This window comes from Hymenobacter koreensis (assembly GCF_039541855.1).
Classification (GTDB): domain Bacteria; phylum Bacteroidota; class Bacteroidia; order Cytophagales; family Hymenobacteraceae; genus Solirubrum; species Solirubrum koreensis.
Genome location: NZ_BAABHA010000015.1, coordinates 61,668 through 81,985, shown reverse-complemented (window position 1 = coordinate 81,985; position 20,318 = coordinate 61,668). Strand labels below are relative to the sequence as shown.

At 58.4% G+C, this 20,318-nt stretch carries 20 protein-coding genes; 10 read left to right on the top strand and 10 right to left on the bottom strand.

Features of this window, described 5'->3' with window-relative positions; translation table 11 throughout:
• Window positions 1–132: 132 nt before the first annotated feature.
• The gene (locus tag ABD903_RS19120) at window positions 133–1,977 is read left to right on the top strand and encodes a tetratricopeptide repeat protein (protein ID WP_345226911.1); all 1,845 of its coding nucleotides are present in this window, start codon (window positions 133–135) and stop codon (window positions 1,975–1,977) included.
• 11 nt (window positions 1,978–1,988) lie between these two features.
• On the opposite strand, the gene ABD903_RS19115 is transcribed toward ABD903_RS19120, so the two are convergent.
• Entirely contained in the window at window positions 1,989–2,135 is a 147-nt protein-coding gene (locus tag ABD903_RS19115) for a hypothetical protein (RefSeq protein WP_345226910.1), read from the bottom strand.
• 85 nt (window positions 2,136–2,220) lie between these two features.
• Between ABD903_RS19115 and recJ the strand changes: the two genes are divergently transcribed.
• From recJ to ABD903_RS19085, 6 genes are all read left to right on the top strand, one after another.
• Window positions 2,221–3,942, top strand: coding sequence for a single-stranded-DNA-specific exonuclease RecJ (recJ, locus tag ABD903_RS19110; RefSeq protein ID WP_345226909.1), 1,722 nt, complete (start codon window positions 2,221–2,223; stop codon window positions 3,940–3,942).
• 135 nt (window positions 3,943–4,077) lie between these two features.
• Window positions 4,078–5,952: a M61 family metallopeptidase gene (locus tag ABD903_RS19105; RefSeq protein WP_345226908.1), complete on the top strand. Its 1,875-nt coding sequence runs from the start codon at window positions 4,078–4,080 to the stop codon at window positions 5,950–5,952.
• 175 nt (window positions 5,953–6,127) lie between these two features.
• Window positions 6,128–6,859, top strand: coding sequence for an LPS export ABC transporter ATP-binding protein (lptB, locus tag ABD903_RS19100; protein WP_345226907.1), 732 nt, complete (start codon window positions 6,128–6,130; stop codon window positions 6,857–6,859).
• 146 nt (window positions 6,860–7,005) lie between these two features.
• The gene (locus tag ABD903_RS19095; protein WP_345226906.1) at window positions 7,006–8,526 is read left to right on the top strand and encodes a GH3 auxin-responsive promoter family protein; all 1,521 of its coding nucleotides are present in this window, start codon (window positions 7,006–7,008) and stop codon (window positions 8,524–8,526) included.
• Window positions 8,527–8,579: 53 nt separating this feature from the next.
• Window positions 8,580–9,083, top strand: a complete 504-nt coding sequence (locus ABD903_RS19090; protein WP_345226905.1) for a toxin-antitoxin system YwqK family antitoxin — start codon at window positions 8,580–8,582, stop codon at window positions 9,081–9,083.
• 118 nt (window positions 9,084–9,201) lie between these two features.
• Window positions 9,202–9,426, top strand: a complete 225-nt coding sequence (locus tag ABD903_RS19085; protein ID WP_345226904.1) for a hypothetical protein — start codon at window positions 9,202–9,204, stop codon at window positions 9,424–9,426.
• A gap of 87 nt (window positions 9,427–9,513) precedes the next feature.
• Here the strand turns inward: ABD903_RS19085 and ABD903_RS19080 are convergent, their stop codons facing one another.
• From ABD903_RS19080 to ABD903_RS19055, 6 genes are all read right to left on the bottom strand, one after another.
• A complete protein-coding gene (locus ABD903_RS19080; protein ID WP_345226903.1) occupies window positions 9,514–10,293 on the bottom strand; it encodes a TIGR00266 family protein in 780 nt (259 codons plus the stop codon).
• A gap of 134 nt (window positions 10,294–10,427) precedes the next feature.
• Complete coding sequence (locus tag ABD903_RS19075; RefSeq protein WP_345226902.1) at window positions 10,428–10,784, bottom strand: hypothetical protein; 357 nt, start codon at window positions 10,782–10,784, stop codon at window positions 10,428–10,430.
• 132 nt (window positions 10,785–10,916) lie between these two features.
• Window positions 10,917–12,470 (bottom strand): glutamate--tRNA ligase, encoded by a 1,554-nt coding sequence (gltX, locus tag ABD903_RS19070; RefSeq protein WP_345226901.1) that lies wholly within the window; start codon window positions 12,468–12,470, stop codon window positions 10,917–10,919.
• Between the two features lie 138 nt (window positions 12,471–12,608).
• Window positions 12,609–13,226 (bottom strand): pentapeptide repeat-containing protein, encoded by a 618-nt coding sequence (locus ABD903_RS19065; protein WP_345226900.1) that lies wholly within the window; start codon window positions 13,224–13,226, stop codon window positions 12,609–12,611.
• Window positions 13,226–13,411, bottom strand: coding sequence for a hypothetical protein (locus ABD903_RS19060; protein WP_345226899.1), 186 nt, complete (start codon window positions 13,409–13,411; stop codon window positions 13,226–13,228). Before ABD903_RS19060 ends, ABD903_RS19065 begins: the two co-directional genes overlap by 1 nt.
• 81 nt (window positions 13,412–13,492) lie before the next feature.
• Complete coding sequence (locus ABD903_RS19055) at window positions 13,493–13,879, bottom strand: RidA family protein (RefSeq protein ID WP_345226898.1); 387 nt, start codon at window positions 13,877–13,879, stop codon at window positions 13,493–13,495.
• A 56-nt stretch (window positions 13,880–13,935) separates the two neighbouring features.
• Between ABD903_RS19055 and ABD903_RS19050 the strand changes: the two genes are divergently transcribed.
• A complete protein-coding gene (locus ABD903_RS19050) occupies window positions 13,936–14,634 on the top strand; it encodes a 3-hydroxyacyl-CoA dehydrogenase family protein (protein ID WP_345226897.1) in 699 nt (232 codons plus the stop codon).
• A gap of 75 nt (window positions 14,635–14,709) precedes the next feature.
• Here the strand turns inward: ABD903_RS19050 and glmS are convergent, their stop codons facing one another.
• The 3 genes from glmS to ABD903_RS19035 all read right to left on the bottom strand — a co-directional run bounded on the left by glmS (window position 14,710) and on the right by ABD903_RS19035 (window position 18,877).
• The gene (gene glmS, locus ABD903_RS19045; RefSeq protein WP_345226896.1) at window positions 14,710–16,545 is read right to left on the bottom strand and encodes a glutamine--fructose-6-phosphate transaminase (isomerizing); all 1,836 of its coding nucleotides are present in this window, start codon (window positions 16,543–16,545) and stop codon (window positions 14,710–14,712) included.
• Window positions 16,546–16,629: 84 nt separating this feature from the next.
• Entirely contained in the window at window positions 16,630–18,036 is a 1,407-nt protein-coding gene (locus ABD903_RS19040; RefSeq protein WP_345226895.1) for a DUF4270 family protein, read from the bottom strand.
• A gap of 28 nt (window positions 18,037–18,064) precedes the next feature.
• On the bottom strand, window positions 18,065–18,877 hold the full coding sequence (locus ABD903_RS19035; RefSeq protein WP_345226894.1) for a glycogen/starch synthase: 813 nt from the start codon (window positions 18,875–18,877) through the stop codon (window positions 18,065–18,067).
• Window positions 18,878–18,996: 119 nt separating this feature from the next.
• Between ABD903_RS19035 and panC the strand changes: the two genes are divergently transcribed.
• Entirely contained in the window at window positions 18,997–19,872 is an 876-nt protein-coding gene (panC, locus tag ABD903_RS19030) for a pantoate--beta-alanine ligase (RefSeq protein WP_345226893.1), read from the top strand.
• A gap of 63 nt (window positions 19,873–19,935) precedes the next feature.
• A complete protein-coding gene (panD, locus tag ABD903_RS19025) occupies window positions 19,936–20,283 on the top strand; it encodes an aspartate 1-decarboxylase (RefSeq protein WP_345226892.1) in 348 nt (115 codons plus the stop codon).
• Window positions 20,284–20,318 lie beyond the last annotated feature (35 nt).

Sequence of the window (20,318 nt, the reverse complement as noted above, 5' to 3'; positions counted from 1 at the left end):
TCGTGCGCAACGGTTGAGCTGGGTTTCGCTTCTTTGCCGAAGTTGGCCGACGGAATGAAATCCGCGTCGTGAGCGTTAGCGCCCGTACCTGGGGCGCCGACGGCGGGCCGGTACTACCTCGATTACGGATCCATGCGCGTGTTGCTTGAAGTACAGAAATACAGCCGCTCGGCGGTAGTGGCCCTGGCGCTATTGGGCGCCAGCACCGCCATTGCCCAAAACGCACCCGATGACGGTTCGCTCACCCTGGCCCGTGAGTTTGCCCGTCGGAGCGAGTGGCTGAAGGCCGAAGCCTTGTTCAGCGACTTGCCCAACGAGGTGCAGCAGGCTCCCAATGTGCTGCCCGAATATTTGCGCGTGCTGTTTGAGCTGAAGAAGTACAAGGATGCCGAGAAGCTAGCCAAGAAAGCCGTACGCAAGAACCCCAACGAGCCAACTTTGGGCGTAATGTTGGGCAGCGTGTACGCCGCCAGCGGCGACACTGCCGCTGCCAGCCGTCAGTACGTACAGGTGCTTACCCGCTTGAGCCCTAATCAAGTGCTGCCCGTGGCTACCGAGTTTCAGGAGCGCGACCTTACGCGCTGGGTGCAGCGCACCTACCTGCGCGGCCGTGAGCTGGCCAAAAACGACGCCGAATACAGTCCACAGCTGGTACAGCTGTACACTCGCACCGGCAACACCGCGGGCCTCCTTAGCGAAACCCTGCGCCTCGTGGACCAAGACGAGCAGCAACTGCCCTTTGTGCGCAACATGCTGCAGAACAGCCTGCGCACCGATCAGGACTTTGACACGCTGGAAAAGCTGCTGCTCACCCGCACCCAGCAGCAGCCCGAACGCGCCGGCTACGCCGAGCTGCTGCTGTGGCTTTACCAGCAGCGCCGCGACTTTACCGGCGCTATGGTGCAGGCCAAGGCCCTCGACCGGCGCCAGCGCACCGAGGGCAGCCGCGTAATGGACGTAGCAGCCATAGCCCAGCGCAACAAAGACTACGATGCCGCCATCGAAGGCTACCAGTATGTAGCCCGCGAGTACCGCGCCGGGCAGTTTGGGCAACTGGCCCGGCAGCGTCTCATTCAGGCCCGCGAGGAACAAGTACGCAACACGTTCCCCGTTGACCGCACCAAGCTACAGGCGCTGGTAGCGGAATACCAGCAACTCCTCACCGACTACGGCCGCACCGCTCAAACGGCGGAAACGCTCCGAAACCTGGCGCTGCTCTACGCCTTTCAGCTCGATGAAAAGCAGCAGGCCATGCAGCTGTTGCAGGAGGTAATAAATCTGCCCCGTGCTGATGCGGCCTTGGTTGACGAGGCGAAAATTGCCCTCGGCGACATTTACCTGCTGCGGGCCGAGCCTTGGGAAGCTACCCTGCTGTACTCGCAGGTGGAGAAGTCGCGTAAGGATTCGCCGTTGGGTTACGAAGCCAAGCTGCGCAACGCCCGCCTGAGCTACTTCGCCGGCGACTTCAAGCTGGCCCAGAGCCACCTCGATATCCTGAAGCTGGCCACCAGCCGTGAAATTGCCAACGACGCCATGCAGCTCAGCTTGCACATTGGCGACAACACCGCCATGGACACCGCGGGCGTGGCCCTGCGCGACTACGCTGCCGCCGAGCAGCAGGTGTTCCAGAACAAGCTGCCCGAAGCCATCAAAGCCCTCGATGCGCTGCTGACCAAGTACCCTGGCCACGCCCTCACCGACGATACCTGGTACCTGAAGGCCCAGCTCCAGCGCCGCACCGGCGACTACGCCGGCGCCGTAACCACGCTTACGCGCATCACCGAAAACCCGAAATACGACATCCTCTCCGACGACGCCCTGTTTTTGACGGCTCAAATAGAGGAGGAAAACCGTCAGGACCGATTGAAGGCCCAGGAGCTATACACCAAGCTTCTCACCAAGTACCCCGGTAGCATTTACGTGGCCGAGGCCCGCAAGCGGGTACGCAAGCTCCGAGGCGACGCCGTGCCGCAGTAAAGAGCCGAACCCTAGCCGAAGAACACGAACATCAGAACCAGCGCTAAAATGAATACCAAGTACATCAGCCCGTCGCTGAGGATGTACTGCTTGTAGCGTTGGTAAAAGTCGCGGAGGCGCTGCATAAGGGTAAACGGGGTAGCCGAGGCAGTAAACATACGGAAACCGGGCGCCGCGCACCGCTGCGAGGGGTTTTCTTCGTACTTTTGAAGATACTGCTGCCGCGCCGTACCGCTGTTCCCTATGTTAAAACGCTGGATCCGTAAGCCCGCCCCCGATCCGCAACACGTACGCGACCTGGCGGCGGCCCTGCGCGTCAACGAATCCATTATTGCCCTGCTCTGCCAGCGCGGCATGTGCACCTTCGACGAAGCCAAGGCATACTTCCGCCCGGCCGTGGATACCCTACACGACCCCTTGCTGATGCGCGACATGGACCGCGCCGTGCAGCGCCTCACCGAGGCCCTGTTTCAGGAAGAAAAAGTGCTGGTGTACGGCGACTACGACGTGGACGGCACCACCTCCGTGGCACTGGTTTACTCGTATCTGCGTCCGCTCTTCGGCCCAGCCCGCATCGATTACTACATTCCCGACCGTTACTCCGAGGGCTACGGCATTTCTACGCAGGGCATCGACTGGGCCGCCGACAACGGCTTCAAGCTGATTGTAGCCCTCGACTGCGGCGTGAAATCGGTGGATAAGATTGCCTACGCCAACGAGCGGGGCGTGGACTTCATCATCTGTGACCACCACTTACCCGGCGACGAGTTGCCGGCCGCCGTGGCCGTGCTCGACCCCAAGCGCGCCGACTGTGCGTACCCGTTCAAGGAATTGTCGGGCTGCGGCGTGGGCTTTAAGCTGATGCAGGGCTTGTGCCAAGCCCAAGGGTTCGACGAAGGCCCGCTGCTGGAGCTAACCGACCTGCTGGCCGTGAGCATTGCCGCCGACATCGTGCCCATTGTGGGCGAGAACCGCACGCTGGTGTACCACGGCCTGCGCCGCCTCAACGACCACACCCGCTCGCCCCGCGCCGGATTCGACGCCCTGCGGCAGTTGGCCGGCCTACGCGAGGGTCCACTCACGGTGAGCAGCCTGGTATTCGGGTTTGCCCCGCGCATAAACGCTGCCGGGCGCTTGGGCGACGCCAAACGAGCCGTGTCCATGCTGCTGGCTGAAACCGCCGAGGAAGCATTGGCCAAGGCCAACGTGGTAGACAAAACCAACACCGAACGTCGTGGCTTTGATACCCGCATTACCGAGGAGGCCCTGCACATGATTGAAACCGACCAGGCCCTGCGCGGTGCCCGGGCTACGGTGCTTTTCAAGCAGGACTGGCACAAAGGTGTTATCGGCATTGTAGCCTCGCGCTGCCTTGATAAGTATTACCGCCCCACGGTTATCCTTACCGAATCGAACGGCAAGGCCACCGGCTCGGCCCGCTCGGTACGCGGCTTCGATGTGCACCAAGCCATTGTGGAATGTGCCGATTTACTCGACCAATACGGCGGCCACATGTATGCTGCGGGCCTCACCATGCCGCTGGAAAACGTGGAAGCCTTCCGGATACGCTTTGAAGAAGTGGTGGCCGCCCGCATTACCGACGAGCAGTTGATTCCGCCGGTGGAAATCGACCTGCCGTTGCGCCTCGCCGACGTGTCGTGGAGCTTTTACAACTTGCTGCACCAAATGGAGCCCTTCGGCCCCGGCAACACCAACCCCGTGTTCGAATCGACGGACGTGCGCATTGTGCCCGGCTCGGCCAAAGTGGTAGGCAACTCCCACCTGAAGCTGACGCTGGTACAAGACGGTTCGGGTCCGGTGGAAGCCATTGGGTTTAGCCTGGCCGACCATTACGAACGCATCACGCGGGGCCAGCCGTTCAGCGTGTGCTATACCGTGGACGTGAACGAATACCGCGGGCAGAAGACCTTGCAGCTGCGCCTCAAGGACATCGGCTGGGAATAGCAAAGAGGAACAAACCTGCTGCTAGTACTCAAAAGCGCCCTTCTTTCGAAAAGGAGGGCGCTTTTGCATTTGCGGCTGCGCGCAATCCGGTACCTTTAACGGAACGCTGCCCTCATGCCTGCGGTGTGTTTCCTCATGAAAGCAACTCTTCTGGCCGCTAGCTGCGGCTTACTGCTGGCGGTGGCCGGCCATGCCCAAACACCCGTCCCGGGTGCGGGCTACCGCATCAGCGTGGATACCCGGCCGGCGGCTACGTCGGATCAGCTAAAGGTGGTGGTGAACACGCCCCTCGTTACTGAAAACGAGGTGACCTACGTGATGCCGAGCGTGGTGCCGGGCTCGTACTCCAAGAAAGACTACGGCCGCTTCGTGCAGGGTTTTCAGGCCCTCGACGCGAAGGGCAAGAAGCTAAAGGTGCGGCAAGACGGACCGAACTTGTTCGTTATTGAGAAGGCCCGCAACCTAGCCCGGCTGGAGTATCGTGTGAATGACACCTGGGACGCCTCCTTCAACGACAATTACGTGTTTCAGCCCGGCGGTACCAACTTCGACGCGGGTGCCGCCCAGCCCAACTTCGTGCTGAACCACTACGGCCTTTACGGCTACTTAGAAGGCAGCGCCGCCAATTACAAAATGCGGCCCTACGAGGTAACCGTGCTCCGCGACCCAACCCTGTACGCCGCTACTTCCTTGCCTACGCAGCGCACGCCTCAGCAAGATGTGTTTACCGCTGCCGACTACGTGACCCTATCCGACGGACCGGTACTCTACGCCCGCCCCGACACGGCCAGCCTGGCCGTGGGCGGCGCCCGTATTCACGTGGCCGTAACCTCCGAAAGCGGCAACGTACACGCCCCCCAGGTACTCGAAATCATCCGGCCGATGGCCGAAGCGCTGGGGGAGTTCTTCGGCCAAATGCCCGTGCCGCAGTACCATTTCCTGATGTACTTCCCCGACTTCCAGACCTCGAAGGTGATAAACCGCCAAACGGGGTCTTACGGGGCCATGGAACACTCGTATTCGTCGCTGTACTTCATGCCCGAGCGGCAAACCGAGGAGCAGCTGCGCGAGATGGTGCGCGAAATTGCCTCGCACGAGTTCCTGCACATGCTGGCGCCGCTCAACGTGCACTCGCGGGAAATCGGGGAGTTCGACTTCCGCAACCCGAAAATGTCGCAGCACCTGTGGCTGTACGAGGGCGTAACCGAGTACTTCGCCCACTTGGTGCAGGTGCGCGCCGGGCTCACCACCGAATCCGATTTCCGCAAAACCATGCGCGGCAAAATTGAGGACGCTCAGAAGTACCCAGCCGCTTCGTTTACCGAAATGAGCCGCCGTATTCTGGAGAAGCCCTACGACGCCATGTACGACAACGTGTACCAGAAAGGCGCCCTCATCGGCTGGCTGCTTGATATTCGGATTCAGGAATTAACCCAGGGCAAGCAAACCCTGCGCGACGTGCTGCTGGCGCTGCGTGAGAAATACGGCCCCACCCGCTCGTTCGAGGACGCCCAGCTGATTCCCGAAATCGTGGCCCTCACGCACCCGCAGCTGCAGCAGTTTTTCGACGCCTACGTGGTAGGCGACCAGCCCCTGCCGCTCACCGAGTACCTCGACAAAATTGGCTGGCGCTACGTGGCCAGCGCCCCGGCGAGGGTAAAGGCCTTTGGTAAGCTGGGTTTCCGCTACAACAACGGCAAACAGCAGTTTGAAGCCGCGGAAACGGATGCCAACGACAACGTCTTCGGCCTCCAGAACGGCGACGCCATAGTGGCCGTGAACGGCAAGCCCGTAACCCTGCAAAGCGCCGAGCAGCTGCTGCGCCCCCTGCTGGAACCTGCCGACGCCCCCGTGCGCCTCACCTACCGCCGCGGCGCCGGCCCCAGCGTGGACCGCGAAGCCGCACCGCGTACGTACGAGGTTGAAATCAAGAACCAGCTGGAGCCCAACCCCAGCGCCACGCCGGCTCAGGTGCAGTTGCGGCGCCAGATGCTCGGTACCAAAAGCTAGATCAAAGCGGCTTGCACTGCTGGCGACATGAGGGCTGTGTAGTTGCCAAACGGTACGGCCAAAAGGTTCGGAGTGAAGCTGCTGCTTATGCAAACGTGAAGGCACGACCTCCCACGCTCAGTCGTTCCATGCCCGCCGCCTGAACTCCAAGCCCCCCGCGTTACCTTTGCCTCCCATGATTCTGCGCGCCGAACACCTCGTCAAGAAATACAAGCAACGCACCGTTGTTAACGACATGAGCCTGCACGTGGAGCAGGGCGAAATCGTGGGCTTGCTGGGCCCGAACGGAGCCGGCAAAACCACGTCGTTTTACATGACGGTGGGCATGGTGAAACCCAACTCGGGCAAGATCTTCCTCGACGACCAGGACATTACCACGATGCCCATTTACCAGCGTGCCCGCCTCGGTATTGGGTACCTAGCGCAGGAGGCCTCGGTGTTTCGCGACCTGTCGGTGGAGGAGAATATTCTCTCGGTGCTGGAAATGACCAAAATGACCAAGCAGGCCCAGCGCGACAAAGTGGAGGAGCTGCTCAACGAGTTCAGCCTGACGCACGTGCGCAAAAACCTGGGCCGCGTGCTCAGCGGTGGCGAGCGGCGGCGTACCGAAATTGCCCGCGCCCTGGCCGTCGACCCCAAGTTTGTGCTCCTGGACGAGCCCTTTGCCGGCGTCGACCCCATTGCGGTAGAAGAAATCCAGGGCATTGTGGCCAAGCTCAAGCACAAGAACATCGGCATCCTCATCACCGACCACAACGTGAACGAGACGCTTAGCATCGTGGACCGCGCCTACCTGCTCTTCGAAGGCAAGCTGCTGAAAGCCGGCACTGCCGAGGAACTGGCCGCCGACGAAACCGTGCGCCGCGTGTACCTGGGCAAGCACTTCGAGTACAAGCGTAAAATCTAGGTAAATCCTTCAGCGCTGGGTTAGGAGCAGCCGGTAGTTCCTCAGGGAGTTACCTTGGGGCGTTGTTTTCCGTACCAAGCCACGTTCAGACTTGCTACCAGTCCGCTTGAGGAGGAAGCAGGTAACCGAGAAATGACCAGCCATACATGATTGACGAACTTCTGTCCTGGGCTTTAAAGCAACGTTTGGGGCGGGTGGAGCAGGTGCGCAGCCAGCCCCACGAGCTGCAGGCCCAGGTGCTGAAACAGTTGCTGCATACTGCCCGAAACACGGCCTGGGGCCGCGAGTACGGGTACACCGACGGGTTATCGGCCGCTGAGTTTGCCAGCCGCGTACCCATCAGCAGCTACGAGCAGCTGTATCCACGCATCGAGCAGGTGTTGCGCGGCGAGGCTGATGTGTTGTGGCCTGGCCGGGTGCAGTGGTTCGCCAAGTCTTCGGGCACCACCAACGCCCGCTCCAAGTACATTCCCGTTACGTCTGAGTCGCTGGAAAACGGCCACTACCGCGCCGGCCGCGACATGGTGGCCCTGGCTGGTTCCCTGTACCCGGAGGCCGGGATTCTGCGCGGCAAAACCCTGGCGCTGGGCGGCTCGCACGGCCCTAACCCTTTCCGCCCTACGGATGCCCACTCGCACGTTGGCGACGTGTCGGCGGTGATTATGCACAACCTGCCGCGCTGGGCCCAAAGCCGCCGTACGCCGCCGTTGGAGCTAGCCCTGCTCGATGAGTGGCAGGAGAAGCTGGAACGCATGGCGCGCCACGTGCTGCACGAAAACGTGGTGACACTGGCGGGCGTGCCCACCTGGATGATTCTGCTGCTGCGGCGCGTATCGGAGTTAGGCGGCGGCCGGCCCATTCCCGAAATCTGGCCCAACCTGCGCTTGTTTCTGCACGGCGCCGTGGCGTTCGGTCCCTACCGCGAGGTATTCCGCCAGCTCATTCCGCACGAGCAGATGCGCTACCTCGAAATCTACAACGCCTCTGAAGGCTACTTTGCTTTCCAGGACCAGCCCGACAGCTCGGATATGCTCCTGCTGCTCGACCACGGCGTGTACTACGAGTTTATTCCCGCAGCTGAGCTCGACCACGAACAGCCTCGTGCCCTCACCCTGGAGCAAGTGGAAGTAGGCCCGAGCTACGCTCTCGTCATCAGTACCAATGCCGGTTTGTGGCGCTACCACATCGGCGACACCGTGCGCTTCACCAGCTTAGCGCCGTACCGCATCCGCATTTCGGGCCGCACCAAGCATTTCCTGAACGCCTTCGGGGAGGAAGTGGTGGTAGAAAACGCCGAAGCTGCCGTAGCCGCTGCCGCCGAAGCCACCGGCGCCCTGGTGCGCGACTTTACGGCGGCGCCCATTTATTTCGAGGCCGGAGCCGGCTCGCGCGGCGGCCACCAGTGGCTCGTTGAGTTCGTGCAGCCGCCCGCCAGCGCCCAGCAGTTTGCCGAAGTGCTTGATACTACCCTACGCCAGATTAATTCCGATTACGACGCCAAACGCCACCGCGACATGGCTCTGCAGCCGCCCGTGCTTACCGTGGCCGCGCCGGGTACATTCGAAGCCTGGCTGGCAAAAAAGGGCAAACTAGGAGGGCAGCACAAGGTGCCCCGACTAAGTAATTCGCGCGAACTGCTGGAGGCACTGCTTGAACAGAAATCGTAGACAAATAATCATAGCTTGAAGCGCGGGCCATTATCAAGCCCTGCCTCACGCGCATGTGTCTGTCGTTCCGTGCATTTACTCCCACAAGAATAGGCTATGGGCTAAAGCTTCTTTGGCTAACCAGCGGCCTGATAGTCAGTAGTTGCCATAGCACCCACGGTCCCATCGGCTTTTGGTCACGCAACCGATTCGATGAGGCAGGCCGGCGCCAAGGGCCTTGGCATGAGTACTACGATGCGGCGGAAACCATTCGCGTTTCGCGTGGCCGTTACCAGCAAGGGCGCCCGGTAGGCCGCTGGACGTACACGCACCCGGCCGGCCACCGCTGGCGCAAAGAACAGTACCGCCAGCATGGAGTGGTAAACATCCGAGACTACCATCCCAACGGTAAGCTAGCGGCCCGGGGGCAGGCCCGACTCGACACCCAAACCGATACGCTGCACTATTATTGGTTTGGGACGTGGCAGCGCTATGATACCACAGGCCAAGTAGTTTCCCGCGAAATCTACCAACAAGGCGTACTGCAAGGCACAGAGTTGGTAAGGCTGAAAAAATAAAAAGCCTATCAATACGCGGGTATAAACCGAGAGGTTGTAAAAATCGGATACTGCTATATTTTTTATTGTTGAAATAATATATTTTGGTGCAACTGTTTCCACCTAACGGTCACGCCCATTGCCCACTTTTACTGTTTCCTCCGCCCACGCTTCCCGCACCTACACCTCCCGCCGCAAGCGTAACCGCTCTTCCGAAACCAGAGACATATTAAGCTCCCGCGCTATGGTAGGCCTGCTTGGCTTACTCGTTGTGGCCTTAATCGTCAGCCTTGGCATAATCGCCTCGCAGCCCGAAGCCGACACCAATACCCCGTCGGAGTTCGTTTTGGCCAACGGCAACTAAGCCATTCGAAAACAAAACACGTCGGGCGGCTCTCAGCAATGCTAGAGCCGCCCGGCGTGTTTTGTTATATCGCAGAATCGGAAAGGCTTACTGATCAAGAATCCGGCCCAAGCCACCTAATACGCCGCCGCTTTCCTTCTGGGCATTTGCCCCGTTGGGCATCAGCGCCTGGATCAGCTTCTTCACCGGCATCGACTGTAGCCACACGCGGCCCGAGCCGCGTAGCGTGGCCAGCATCAAGCCTTCGCCCCCAAAAATCATCGATTTAAGGTTCCCGGCCCGCGCCACGCTGAAGTCTATACCGGGCTCGAAGGCCACTACGCAGCCTGTATCCACGCGCAGCATTTCATTCCGCAGCGTACGCTCTATAACGGTGCCGCCGGCGTGAATAAAGGCTTTCCCGTCGCCGGTCAGCTTCTGCAGAATAAAGCCTTCGCCGCCAAAAAAGCCCGAACCCAAGCGCTGATTGAAGTGAATGGCCAGTTTGGTGCCCCGGGCTGCCGCCAGAAAGCCATCTTTTTGCACGATGAGGCCGTTGGGTAGCGTAGCCAAATCCAAAGGCATGATGGAGCCGGGATAGGGGGCTGAGAAACCTACTTTGGCCTTACCGTGGGAACCAGCATGAGTAAAGTGAGTCATAAACAGCGACTCACCCGTAATAAGGCGCGAACCAGCCGACATCAGCTTGCCAAAGAACCCTTGGTCGGGCTCCGAGCCGTCGCCCATGCGGGTATCCCAGGCAATGGCTTCGTCCATGTACACCATGGTGCCGGCCTCGGCAATAACGGTTTCACCGGGGTCCAGCTCTACTTCAAGCACTTGAATGTCGTGGCCGAGGATGCGGTAGTCAACGTCGTGGGAACGCATGTTAGGGATAGAAATGATGGTGCGGCAAGTATAACGAAGCTGTAATAAATATGCGTCCCCGGCTGTGGCGCACCCTCAGTTTTTACCCAGGGCACACCGCAACCGGGGACGCGCATCGGTTCTCAAACGGATAATTAATCGGCGTCGGGGGAGGAGGGTAACGTTGTGTCGTCCTCGGCGCCCTTCTTTTTCTTGGCCTCCTTGGAAGTACGGCGCATAAATTCCTCGTCCGATTCCTCGGGCTCTTCTACCAAGCCTTCTTCCAGCGGAAGCTCTTCTTCCTCTTCCTTTTCGCCAAACTGCCCGTCGCGGTTTACCAGTTTTTTGTCGCGCACGTGGCGGTTCAGAAACTCGTTGATCTGCTCAATGGAATAGCTAGAGGTGATTTCGCCCAGGGGGTTCACCTTAATTTCAAAGCCTTCCAGCTCTTTGTGCACCCGCGGCTTTTTATCCGGGTCCTGCTGCTTTTTCTTAACGGGTTTCTTAGCCATGAGGGTCGCATCTGAAGGTGAGACTACGCCAACAGTACCCAAGGGCTCAAAAAAGCCAGCAGGGCCGCCGCGTAGCCTTTCAACTACGCAACGGCCCTGCCTACGGATGCACGAAATACCTGATGCCGACTATTAAGCGGCCGATGGGGTGAGTTTAGTAACCGCCGCTTGGATGCGCTCGGCGGTTTCCTCTGGACCCAGAATGCTCATGATGGCCATCAAATCGGGGCCGGCGGCGGCACCGGTTACGGCTACGCGCAAGGCCTGCAGCACTTGGCCGAGCTTCATGCCTTGGCCTTCTACCACCTGGGTTAACAGGGCCTTGATGGCGTCGGGCGTGGTGTCGGCGGCCGCAGGAAGCTCCTGAGCGAAGGCCGCGAGGGTACCAGCTACCTGGGCGTTCCACTTTTTGCTGATAACCTGCTCGTCGTAGCTGGTGGGGCGCTGGAAGAACAGCTGGGCCTCGCGGGCCAAATCGGCCGGGAAGGTGGCGCGTTCTTTCACCAAGGCCGCAATCTGTTCGGCTTTGTCGGCGGGTACATTGCTGATGCCTTGCTTCTCTAGCGACTCCAGCAGGTACTGCGCCAGCTCGCCGTCGGGCTTGGCACGCAGGTACTGCTCGTTGTACCAGCGTACTTTGTTTTGGTCGAAACGGGCCGGCGACTTGCTCACGCGCTCAATCGAGAAGGCCTCAATCAGCTCGTCCATGGTAAACAGCTCCTGCTGCGTGCCGGGATTCCAGCCCAGGAAAGCCAGGAAATTGATGAAGGCATCGGGCAGGTACCCCGATTCGCGGTAGCCGCTGCTCACGGTAGGCTGGCCGGTTTCGGAGTCGGTGCCGTGGAACTCCAGCGGGAAAACCGGGAAGCCCAGCTTATCGCCGTCGCGCTTGCTCAGCTTGCCGGTGCCGTCGGGCTTCAGCAGCAGGGGCAAGTGGGCAAACTGCGGCATGGTGCTTTCCCAGCCCAGGTAGCGGTACAGCAGCACATGCAGCGGGGCCGAGGGCAGCCACTCTTCGCCCCGAATCACGTGGGTGATTTCCATCAGGTGGTCATCTACGATGTTCGCCAGGTGATAGGTCGGCATGCCGTCCGACTTCATCAGCACCTTGTCGTCGATGGAAGAGGAGTGCACCACTACCCAGCCGCGAATCAGGTCGTTGAAGCGCACTTCTTCCTTGCGCGGGACCTTCAGGCGAATCACGTAGGGCGTGTTGCTTTCCAACAGTTGCTGCACCTCCGTTTCGGGCAGGGTGAGCGAGTTGCGCATTTGGGTGCGCGTGATGCTGTTGTACTGCGGATTGGGCACCTTGGCAGCCGTGAGGCGGGCGCGCATGGCGTCCAGCTCTTCGGGCGTATCGAAAGCGTAGTAAGCGTACCCGTCGTTAATCAGCTGGTCGGCGTACTGACGGTACATGGGCTTCCGCTCGCTCTGGCGGTAGGGTGCGTGCGGGCCGCCCTGCTCAATACCTTCATCAATCTCGATGCCGCACCAGCGCAGCGAATCCATGATGTACTGCTCTGCGCCGGGAACGAAGCGGTTTTGGTCGGTGTCCTCGATGCGCAACAGCATCTTGCCGCCCAGCTTGCGGGCCAGCAGGTAGTTATACAGCGCAGTGCGCACGCCGCCGATGTGCAGCGGACCGGTAGGACTGGGCGCAAACCGCACCCGAACTTCTCTTTCCATACGAAAACGACAATGTCGGCCGCGACTTACCTGCCGGGGCCAAAACGCGGCGCAAAGGTACGCATAGGGGAACGAAGGATGGAGGTAAAAACCGATTGAATGCGGCTCAAGCCAGCAACCACACAATCCTTTCGGGCCTTATGCGCTAACAATATCCAGATCGAAGTGCGCCAAGAGCCCGGGCAGACTGTGCAGCGCAAACCGCGCATGCTTCACCTCGTTTTGAGCCGGGTCCAGACTTACTTCCTGGGCCGTAGTAAAGTCGGTGCCCAGCAAGCGGGTTTGGCGAAATACCGTGCGCCGGAGCATGCAGTCCTGAAAAACGGCTTTGGAAAGATCCGCCTGCGTGAAATCGGCTTCCTGCAAGGTGCAGCCCACGAAGCGAGTGTTGGGCAGCACCCGGCCCTGAAACGAAGCGTAATCGAGTTGGCACTGGTCAAAATGCACCCCGAACAGCATTTCCCGGCACGCATGGAACGGCAAGCCCAGCAGCTTGCAACCCACAAAGGCCACGTTCTGGAAGGCAGTATTGCCAATGTTTGCGCCGGCCAGGTTGCAGTTCTCGAACAAACACTCGCTAAAGCGCCACCCACTCAGGTTGGTCTGGCTAAAATCGAATCCGATGAAGTGGTACTCCTCGAATTCCCGCTGTCGGGCTAGCTCCGGCGGAAAGGTGCGCGTCAGAACCTGCTCGGACGGGAAATAGGCTGGCTTACGCAGCGGTTTGGGAAGCTTTGCGGCAGCAGTTTTGCGCATCAGTCACGGTTCTTGAAGCCCAGCCACAGCGCCAGTCCAAGCAGGGTAATACCGGCCCGGATAACCCAGCCAATGGTAGCGCCCCACTGCTCAATCCAGCTCAGGAAAATGAAGTTCATGCCTGTGAAGGGCAGTACCAACGATATCAGCCCCACCAGCAACAAACCGAGTCCAAGTTCTTTCATAAGAAGCGGTACGCCCACTTGTGCAGGCGTACCGCCTCAACGGCAGTTCAGATGCCGGTATTGTGCTTGGTGGCTAGCTCGTTATTTGACCGCAATGCAGGAAATTTCCACCAGCACATCTTTGGGCAGGCGGCTTACTTCTACGGTTTCGCGGGCAGGATAGGGGCCGGAGCCAAAGTAAGAGCCGTACAGTTCGTTAATAGTGCCGAAATGGCCGAGGTCTTTCACAAAGATGCTGCACTTCACCACGTCCTGCAGCGAATAGCCGGCTTCGGTTAACACCGCTTGCAGGTTGCGCATTACCTGGTGCGTTTGGGCCGTTACGTCGCCTTCGCCGAGGATTTGGCCGCTTTGCGGATCCAGGGCAATCTGGCCCGAAACGTACACGGTATTGCCGGCTTTCACGGCTTGGCTGTAGGGGCCGATGGCGGCCGGGGCGTTGCTGGTTTGGATGATGGTGTTGCTCATAAGCGGGAGGATGCGGACCGAAGCCCTACTTTCGTGGCCTGAACTTAGTTAAAACCATGCACCTACTCGTCCTCGATGGCCACCACGTAGCCGCGGAGCTGCGCCAAAAATTTGGCCCTCAGCACCAATACACTTTCGTGCCCGAAGCCGATACGCGCCTCGTCGATGACGTGGAGCCAGCCATGCAGGTGCTCGACGATGTGCTGCCAACCATAGACGTGGTGTTCGATTTCGGCAATTACGGCCCGCTCTACGAGGAGCGCGAAGGCGTAGTGGTGTTCGTGGAAGCTGCCACCGAGTCGTTGGCCTCTCGCTTCGGCGGTCGTAACCGGCCGTCTTATCCCGTATTCGGCTTTTGCGGCCTTCCTACGCTGCTCAACCGCCCGTTGCTGGAAACCAGCTTGCTCGCAGCATCCGATGCCGATAGGCTAGCCGAAATCTGTGCCACTTTAGGTACCGACTTCCAGGTAGTGGAAGACCGTGTGGGCCTTATAACGCCTCGCGTAATCTGCATGATCATCAACGAAGCGTGTTTCACCCTGCAAGAGGGCACGGCTTCCGTGCGCGACATTGACCTGGGCATGAAGCTGGGTACCAACTACCCTAAAGGACCTTTCGAATGGGCCAATGCCATCGGAGTTGCGCGGGTGTACGAAGTATTGGAAGCACTGTGGCAGGACACGCACGACGAGCGGTACAAAATCTGCCCACTCCTCAAGCGCATGGTGCAGCAAGGGGAATCATTTGCCCTCTAGACTTACCTTAGTAACACAAAAAAGAGCCGCTTCGGATGCTTCCGAAGCGGCTCTTTTGCAATAATTAACTCAAGCTTACTCTACCGTTACCGACTTCGCCAGGTTGCGGGGCTGGTCAACGTTGCAACCACGCAACACCGCAATGTGGTACGACAGCAACTGCAACGGCACCACCGATACCAGCGGCATCAGCGCTTCTGAAGTGTGAGGAACTTCCACCACAAACTCAGCCATCGATGGAATAGTCGTGTCGCCCTCGCTTACTACCGCAATGATGCGGCCTTTGCGGGCCTTTACTTCCTGAATGTTCGATACAATTTTCTCGTACGAACTGTCCTTGGTGGCAATAACCACCACCGGCATATTCTCGTCGATGAGGGCAATAGGACCGTGCTTCATTTCTGCCGCGGGGTACCCCTCGGCGTGGATGTAACTGATTTCCTTGAGCTTCAACGCACCTTCCAAAGCCACCGGGAAGTTATAGCCACGGCCCAAGTACAGGAAGTTGGTGGCATCCTTGAAGATTTCGGCAATCTGGCGGATTTCAGTATCCAACCCCAGTGCCTTTTCTACTTTTTGTGGAATCGTGTACAGTTCCACCATCAGTTCACGCAGCTTCACGTCGGAAAGCGTACCGCGGCGGTGGCCCACAATCATGGCCAGAATAGTCAGCACCGTTACCTGAGCCGTAAAGGCTTTAGTAGAAGCGACACCAATTTCCGGGCCGGCGTGAGTGTAGGCACCAGCATCAGTAGCCCGAGCAATGCTCGAACCGACCACGTTGCAGATACCAAAAATGGTTGCACCCTTGCTCTTCGCCAACTCTAGGGCTGCCAGCGTGTCAGCCGTTTCGCCCGATTGAGAAATGGCAATAACAATGTCGCGCTCCGACAGCACCGGATTGCGGTACCGGAACTCCGAGGCATACTCCACTTCTACCGGAATGCGTGCGAAATCCTCAATGAGGTATTCTGCTACCAAGCCGGCGTGCCAGGAAGTACCACAAGCCACGATGATGATGCGCTGGGCATTCATGAACTTCTGCTCGAAAGCGCGCACGCCGCCCATGTTCAGGTGACCGGCTTCCAGCTCCAGACGTCCGCGCATCGAATCCAGAATCGATTTGGGCTGCTCGAAGATTTCCTTCAACATGAAGTGGTCATAGCCGCCTTTCTCAATGCTGTCGAGCTCCATCTCCAGCTTCTGAATGTAAGGCGTCTGTACAACGTCTTCCTTGCTGCGCAGATCGAGCTTGCCGTCGCGAATAACCGCAATTTCGTAGTCGTTAACGTACACGACCTCGTTGGTGTACTCAATAATCGGAGTCGCGTCGGAGGCAAGGAAAAACTCGCCTTCGCCAATTCCAATTACCAGCGGCGAGCCTTTCCGGGCCGCAATGAGCTGGTTGGGCGCATCGTTGCTAAGCACAACAATGGCATAAGCCCCAATTACCTCGTGCAGGGCCAAACGTACGGCTTCTTCCAGCGAGCATTTGTTCTGCTTCTGAATTTCCTCAATGAGGTTTACGAACACTTCCGTGTCGGTATCAGAATGAAACTCGTGGCCTTGCTGCTGCAGGTGCGTCTTCAGGGCCGCGTAGTTCTCAATGATGCCATTGTGAATAATGGCGATACGCTCCGACGTAGAATAGTGCGGGTGCGCATTTACATCATTCGGCTCACCGTGCGTGGCCCAGCGGGTATGGCCCATGCCGATGTGGGCGTGGATATCCTTGTCGGCGATAAACGCCTCCAGGTCAGCTACCTTGCCTTTCTTCTTATAGACATTTAACTGTCCATTAAGCAAAGCAATACCAGCCGAGTCGTAGCCGCGGTATTCGAGGCGGCGAAGGCCTTTCAGGATGATGGGACAAGCCTCGCGGTGTCCGATGTAAGCAACTATTCCGCACATACGGCGTCAGGAAAAATAAAAGTCAGCAAAGAAACAGAGGCGGCCCGGAGGCAAAGCTCGTGCCAAAACGGCAACTTCCCAGCGCTAGGGCTTAGGCGTCGAGTAGTATACCCGCAGGCGAATGTCGGAGGCGTTCAGTACGGCGCGGTCGAGGGAGAGTTGGCCTGCACTAAGCAAAGTGGGCCGCAAAATAAAGCCCGAAGGCAATTCGCCCTCCAATTGGTTACTGATGTAAGCTTGCAGGTAGGCCGTTAGCGACATGCTATAGGCGCGGTTACCGTTGCCAATATCCACCACCGTTAACGCTCCGGGGTTATCGGTTCCCCGTGGATTCTGCCCATCGGCTTGAACAACGCGTTCTTTGGGCTCGGCTACCACAACACGTTGCAGAATTCGGTTGCGTTTGTTCGCCTCGAAGAGGTACAATTGATTGGGCAGCGCAAACTGTACGTTGGAGAGCGGCCGAATAGGTACAATCAGTTCCGCGCGGTTAATAATTAACCCCTGGGGGCCACGGAGGGCGTTCAAATCAGGAATGGTGAGCTTGGCAGCCAAGCCAGTTCCACCTTGAGCGTACACCAGATTATTCGACAAATCCGAGCGTACGGAATCGGCATCGGTGTTCAGGCCGGCAAATCGGCCACCGGCCCGATTATAGTCGATGTGCGTGAAATAACGAGGCGCTGCGGCACCGCTGCCGTTAGCCGCTGCATCACCATAGTACAAGCGGTACCTCAAACTGCGGGGTCTTCCGGGGCCCGTTACGGAGAAGTAAAAAAATACCTCGGCTTCTGGGGTACGGTTGAATCCCAAGATGGTATTCTGCATCGACGCAGCCGGAGCCAACGCGAAGCCGGGCCAAATTCCGTTCAGCGTCTGCTGAGTGAAGCCGCCACGGTTCAGTTCGTTAAATACGTTGACAAAGAAGGGATTGGGATTGACCTTCTTGGACAACGTCATGTGCAGCGGTACCTGTACCAAACGCGTGGTGGTATCGGTAGCCGAACCAGGGGCAACCAACTGACGACTAACCGGATTGAGCTTCACGGGACCTGTTAACGCAATCGGAGCTCCAGTTGCGGGAATGGCGGTATTGGCGTTATAAACAGCCGTTTCGCTCAGCCTAGTAGTCAGTCGACGAACCTCAAAGCTGGCTGGCGTGCTGATGCCGTAAACCTTGTTGATACCGGCGTACAGTACAACGGAATCCAAGGTGGCACCGGTAAACGCTGAAGGCAGCGAGTCGCCGCTCACAATCAGGTTTAGGGCTGAGCTTGCCGTGATGGTGGCCTCGGTGTTCACGTCACGCAATCGGCCAGCCAGCCACAAGTCGCGCTTAAGCGTGGGCAGCGAATCCTGCAGAATGGTGGAGGCCGTTACCGGAAAGTCGCGGTACTGGGTGGTGATGGAAGTAGTGCCGGGCAATTCAAGGCCCAACTCATTGGGGTCTTCGCACGAACCGAGCGAAAACAAAGCGGACGTCAGCAGCATAGCTCCTAACGTCCGCGAGGCAAATAGCCTAGTTGGCCAATTCATTATACAGCGTGTAGTAGGAATTGAGCAGGTTCTCGTCGTCGGCAACCTGCCCGATGTTGCGACCTTTCGCGTACTCACTGAAGAGCGCGTTTACGTTGTCGCTGAAATCTTCGTCGGAACGTACCACTGAGTCGGCGTATTCCATGCCAATCTTGATGAAGCCCTGAAAGTCAGCCGACTGCAGTGCGGCCAGCATCGAGTCATCAATGTCGAGCATCTTGGCCTTCTCGATGATGTTGCTGTCGAATTTGTAGTCGAATTCATTGTTGTACACAGTGAATATCGACTTCGCATCCTTGAAAATCGGGTCCTTTTTGTAGGTCGTCTTCAGGTATAGCGGCATCAAACCGGTCATCCAGTCGTTGCAATGCACAATATCCGGCGACCAGCCTAGTTTCTTTACTGTTTCGAGTACACCTTTGCAGAAGAAAATGGCGCGCTCGTCATTGTCGGGGTGAAACTGGTCGTTCTTGTCGCGCAGTACCGATTTGCGGTGGAAGTAGTCCTCGTTGTCGATAAAGTACACCTGCAGCTTGGCGTTCGGAATAGAAGCTACTTTGATGATGAGCGGCTTCTCGTCTTCGCCCACTGCAATGTTGATGCCCGATAGGCGAACCACCTCGTGGAGGCGGTTTTTGCGTTCGTTAATGATACCGAAGCGCGGAACAAAAATGCGGATTTCCATCCCCATCTCCTGCATACCTTGCGGCAGGCGCCGCAGGAACTCCGCTACCCGGGTCGTTTGCAAAAACGGATTGATTTCCGTGGCAGCATAGAGTATTCTTAGCTTCGACATACGGGGTGAAAGAAGAGGTTTGGAAAAGGATATACCATTGGGACGCACAAAATTAAACAATTTTGCCCGATAAATCCACTATATCACCCACCCGACCCTCACAAAGGGCCTCTGTTTTCATGGAGATACTTGAAACTGCCGCCGCGTTGCAAGCCCGTACCGAAATGTGGCGCCGCGACGGTTCCCGCATCGGCTTTGTACCCACCATGGGTGCCTTGCACGACGGCCATCTGGAATTAGTGCGAGCCGCTGTGGCCGAGAATGATGTGGTGATTGTCAGCGTGTTCGTGAACCCCACGCAGTTCAACAACGCCGAAGACTTCAATAAGTATCCCCGGGTACTCGAGTCCGATACAGAACTCTTGCGCAACACGGGCTGCACCGCCCTCTTTGCCCCCACTCCTGAGGAAATGTACCCACGCCCGGCCGTGCTCCAGCTGGATTTTGGACCGCTGGAGCGCGTGATGGAAGGAGCCCACCGGCCGGGCCATTTTAACGGCGTGGGCATTGTGGTCAGTAAATTATTTCACTTGGCCCGCCCACACCGAGCTTATTTTGGCCAGAAGGATTGGCAACAGGTTGCCATTGTGCGACAACTGGTGGCCGACCTTGGCTTTGACGTAGAACTGATTGCTGCTCCTACCGTGCGTGAAGCCGACGGCTTGGCCATGTCGTCGCGTAACCGTCGTCTTTCGCCGGAAGCACGACAAGTAGCGCCGCGTTTACACGAAGCCCTGCTGCTGGCCGCAGCGCATCTGCCGGCCGGTACTGCTGTGGCCCAGGCCGAAGCACAGAAGTTCCTTGGGGGCTTCCCCGGCATTGAGCTGGAGTATCTGGAAATAGCCGATGCCCAAACCTTGCAGCCCGACCTTACGGCTGGGGGTGATGTAGTCATTTGCCTAGCAGCTTGGCTGGACGGGGTACGCTTAATCGACAACGTGTTGGTTCACCCGGCGTCTGTTACGGCGCAAAGAAATTCCGGGGGGCAGGCATAAGCTGCCGGGCGCTCGGGCGCCGCTTTGTATCTTTACCGGCCAAATTTACCGGCCTTGCCATCTATGCAAATCGAGGTTCTTAAATCCAAAATTCACCGCGTAAAGGTTACGCAGGCCGAGCTGCACTACGTGGGCAGCATTACCATCGACGAAGACCTGCTCGACGCCGCAAACATGGTGGAAAACGAGAAGGTAACCGTGGTAAACGTAAACAACGGTGAACGACTGGAAACCTATACCATCAAGGGCGAACGGGGCTCGGGCATGATTTGCCTGAACGGCCCGGCGGCCCGGCGGGTAGCGGTGGGCGACATCATCATCGTCTTCTCGTACGCCCTCATCGATTTCGCCGTAGCGCGGCAACACCAGCCAACGGTGGTATTCCCCGATCAGCATAACCGGCTGGGGTAGGCCTCGCGGCCACTCTGCTTAGCCGAGGCCTTGAT

What these genes read in the sequence shown, in the direction of transcription:
- ABD903_RS19120 (WP_345226911.1), top strand. Translation starts at nt 133, where the DNA reads ATGCGCGTGTTGCTTGAAGTACAGAAATACAGCCGCTCGGCGGTAGTG.
- ABD903_RS19115 (WP_345226910.1), bottom strand. Translation starts at nt 2,135, where the DNA reads ATGTTTACTGCCTCGGCTACCCCGTTTACCCTTATGCAGCGCCTCCGC.
- recJ (WP_345226909.1), top strand. Translation starts at nt 2,221, where the DNA reads ATGTTAAAACGCTGGATCCGTAAGCCCGCCCCCGATCCGCAACACGTA.
- ABD903_RS19105 (WP_345226908.1), top strand. Translation starts at nt 4,078, where the DNA reads ATGAAAGCAACTCTTCTGGCCGCTAGCTGCGGCTTACTGCTGGCGGTG.
- lptB (WP_345226907.1), top strand. Translation starts at nt 6,128, where the DNA reads ATGATTCTGCGCGCCGAACACCTCGTCAAGAAATACAAGCAACGCACC.
- ABD903_RS19095 (WP_345226906.1), top strand. Translation starts at nt 7,006, where the DNA reads ATGATTGACGAACTTCTGTCCTGGGCTTTAAAGCAACGTTTGGGGCGG.
- ABD903_RS19090 (WP_345226905.1), top strand. Translation starts at nt 8,580, where the DNA reads ATGTGTCTGTCGTTCCGTGCATTTACTCCCACAAGAATAGGCTATGGG.
- ABD903_RS19080 (WP_345226903.1), bottom strand. Translation starts at nt 10,293, where the DNA reads ATGCGTTCCCACGACGTTGACTACCGCATCCTCGGCCACGACATTCAA.
- ABD903_RS19075 (WP_345226902.1), bottom strand. Translation starts at nt 10,784, where the DNA reads ATGGCTAAGAAACCCGTTAAGAAAAAGCAGCAGGACCCGGATAAAAAG.
- gltX (WP_345226901.1), bottom strand. Translation starts at nt 12,470, where the DNA reads ATGGAAAGAGAAGTTCGGGTGCGGTTTGCGCCCAGTCCTACCGGTCCG.
- ABD903_RS19065 (WP_345226900.1), bottom strand. Translation starts at nt 13,226, where the DNA reads ATGCGCAAAACTGCTGCCGCAAAGCTTCCCAAACCGCTGCGTAAGCCA.
- ABD903_RS19060 (WP_345226899.1), bottom strand. Translation starts at nt 13,411, where the DNA reads ATGAAAGAACTTGGACTCGGTTTGTTGCTGGTGGGGCTGATATCGTTG.
- ABD903_RS19055 (WP_345226898.1), bottom strand. Translation starts at nt 13,879, where the DNA reads ATGAGCAACACCATCATCCAAACCAGCAACGCCCCGGCCGCCATCGGC.
- ABD903_RS19050 (WP_345226897.1), top strand. Translation starts at nt 13,936, where the DNA reads ATGCACCTACTCGTCCTCGATGGCCACCACGTAGCCGCGGAGCTGCGC.
- glmS (WP_345226896.1), bottom strand. Translation starts at nt 16,545, where the DNA reads ATGTGCGGAATAGTTGCTTACATCGGACACCGCGAGGCTTGTCCCATC.
- ABD903_RS19040 (WP_345226895.1), bottom strand. Translation starts at nt 18,036, where the DNA reads ATGCTGCTGACGTCCGCTTTGTTTTCGCTCGGTTCGTGCGAAGACCCC.
- ABD903_RS19035 (WP_345226894.1), bottom strand. Translation starts at nt 18,877, where the DNA reads ATGTCGAAGCTAAGAATACTCTATGCTGCCACGGAAATCAATCCGTTT.
- panC (WP_345226893.1), top strand. Translation starts at nt 18,997, where the DNA reads ATGGAGATACTTGAAACTGCCGCCGCGTTGCAAGCCCGTACCGAAATG.
- panD (WP_345226892.1), top strand. Translation starts at nt 19,936, where the DNA reads ATGCAAATCGAGGTTCTTAAATCCAAAATTCACCGCGTAAAGGTTACG.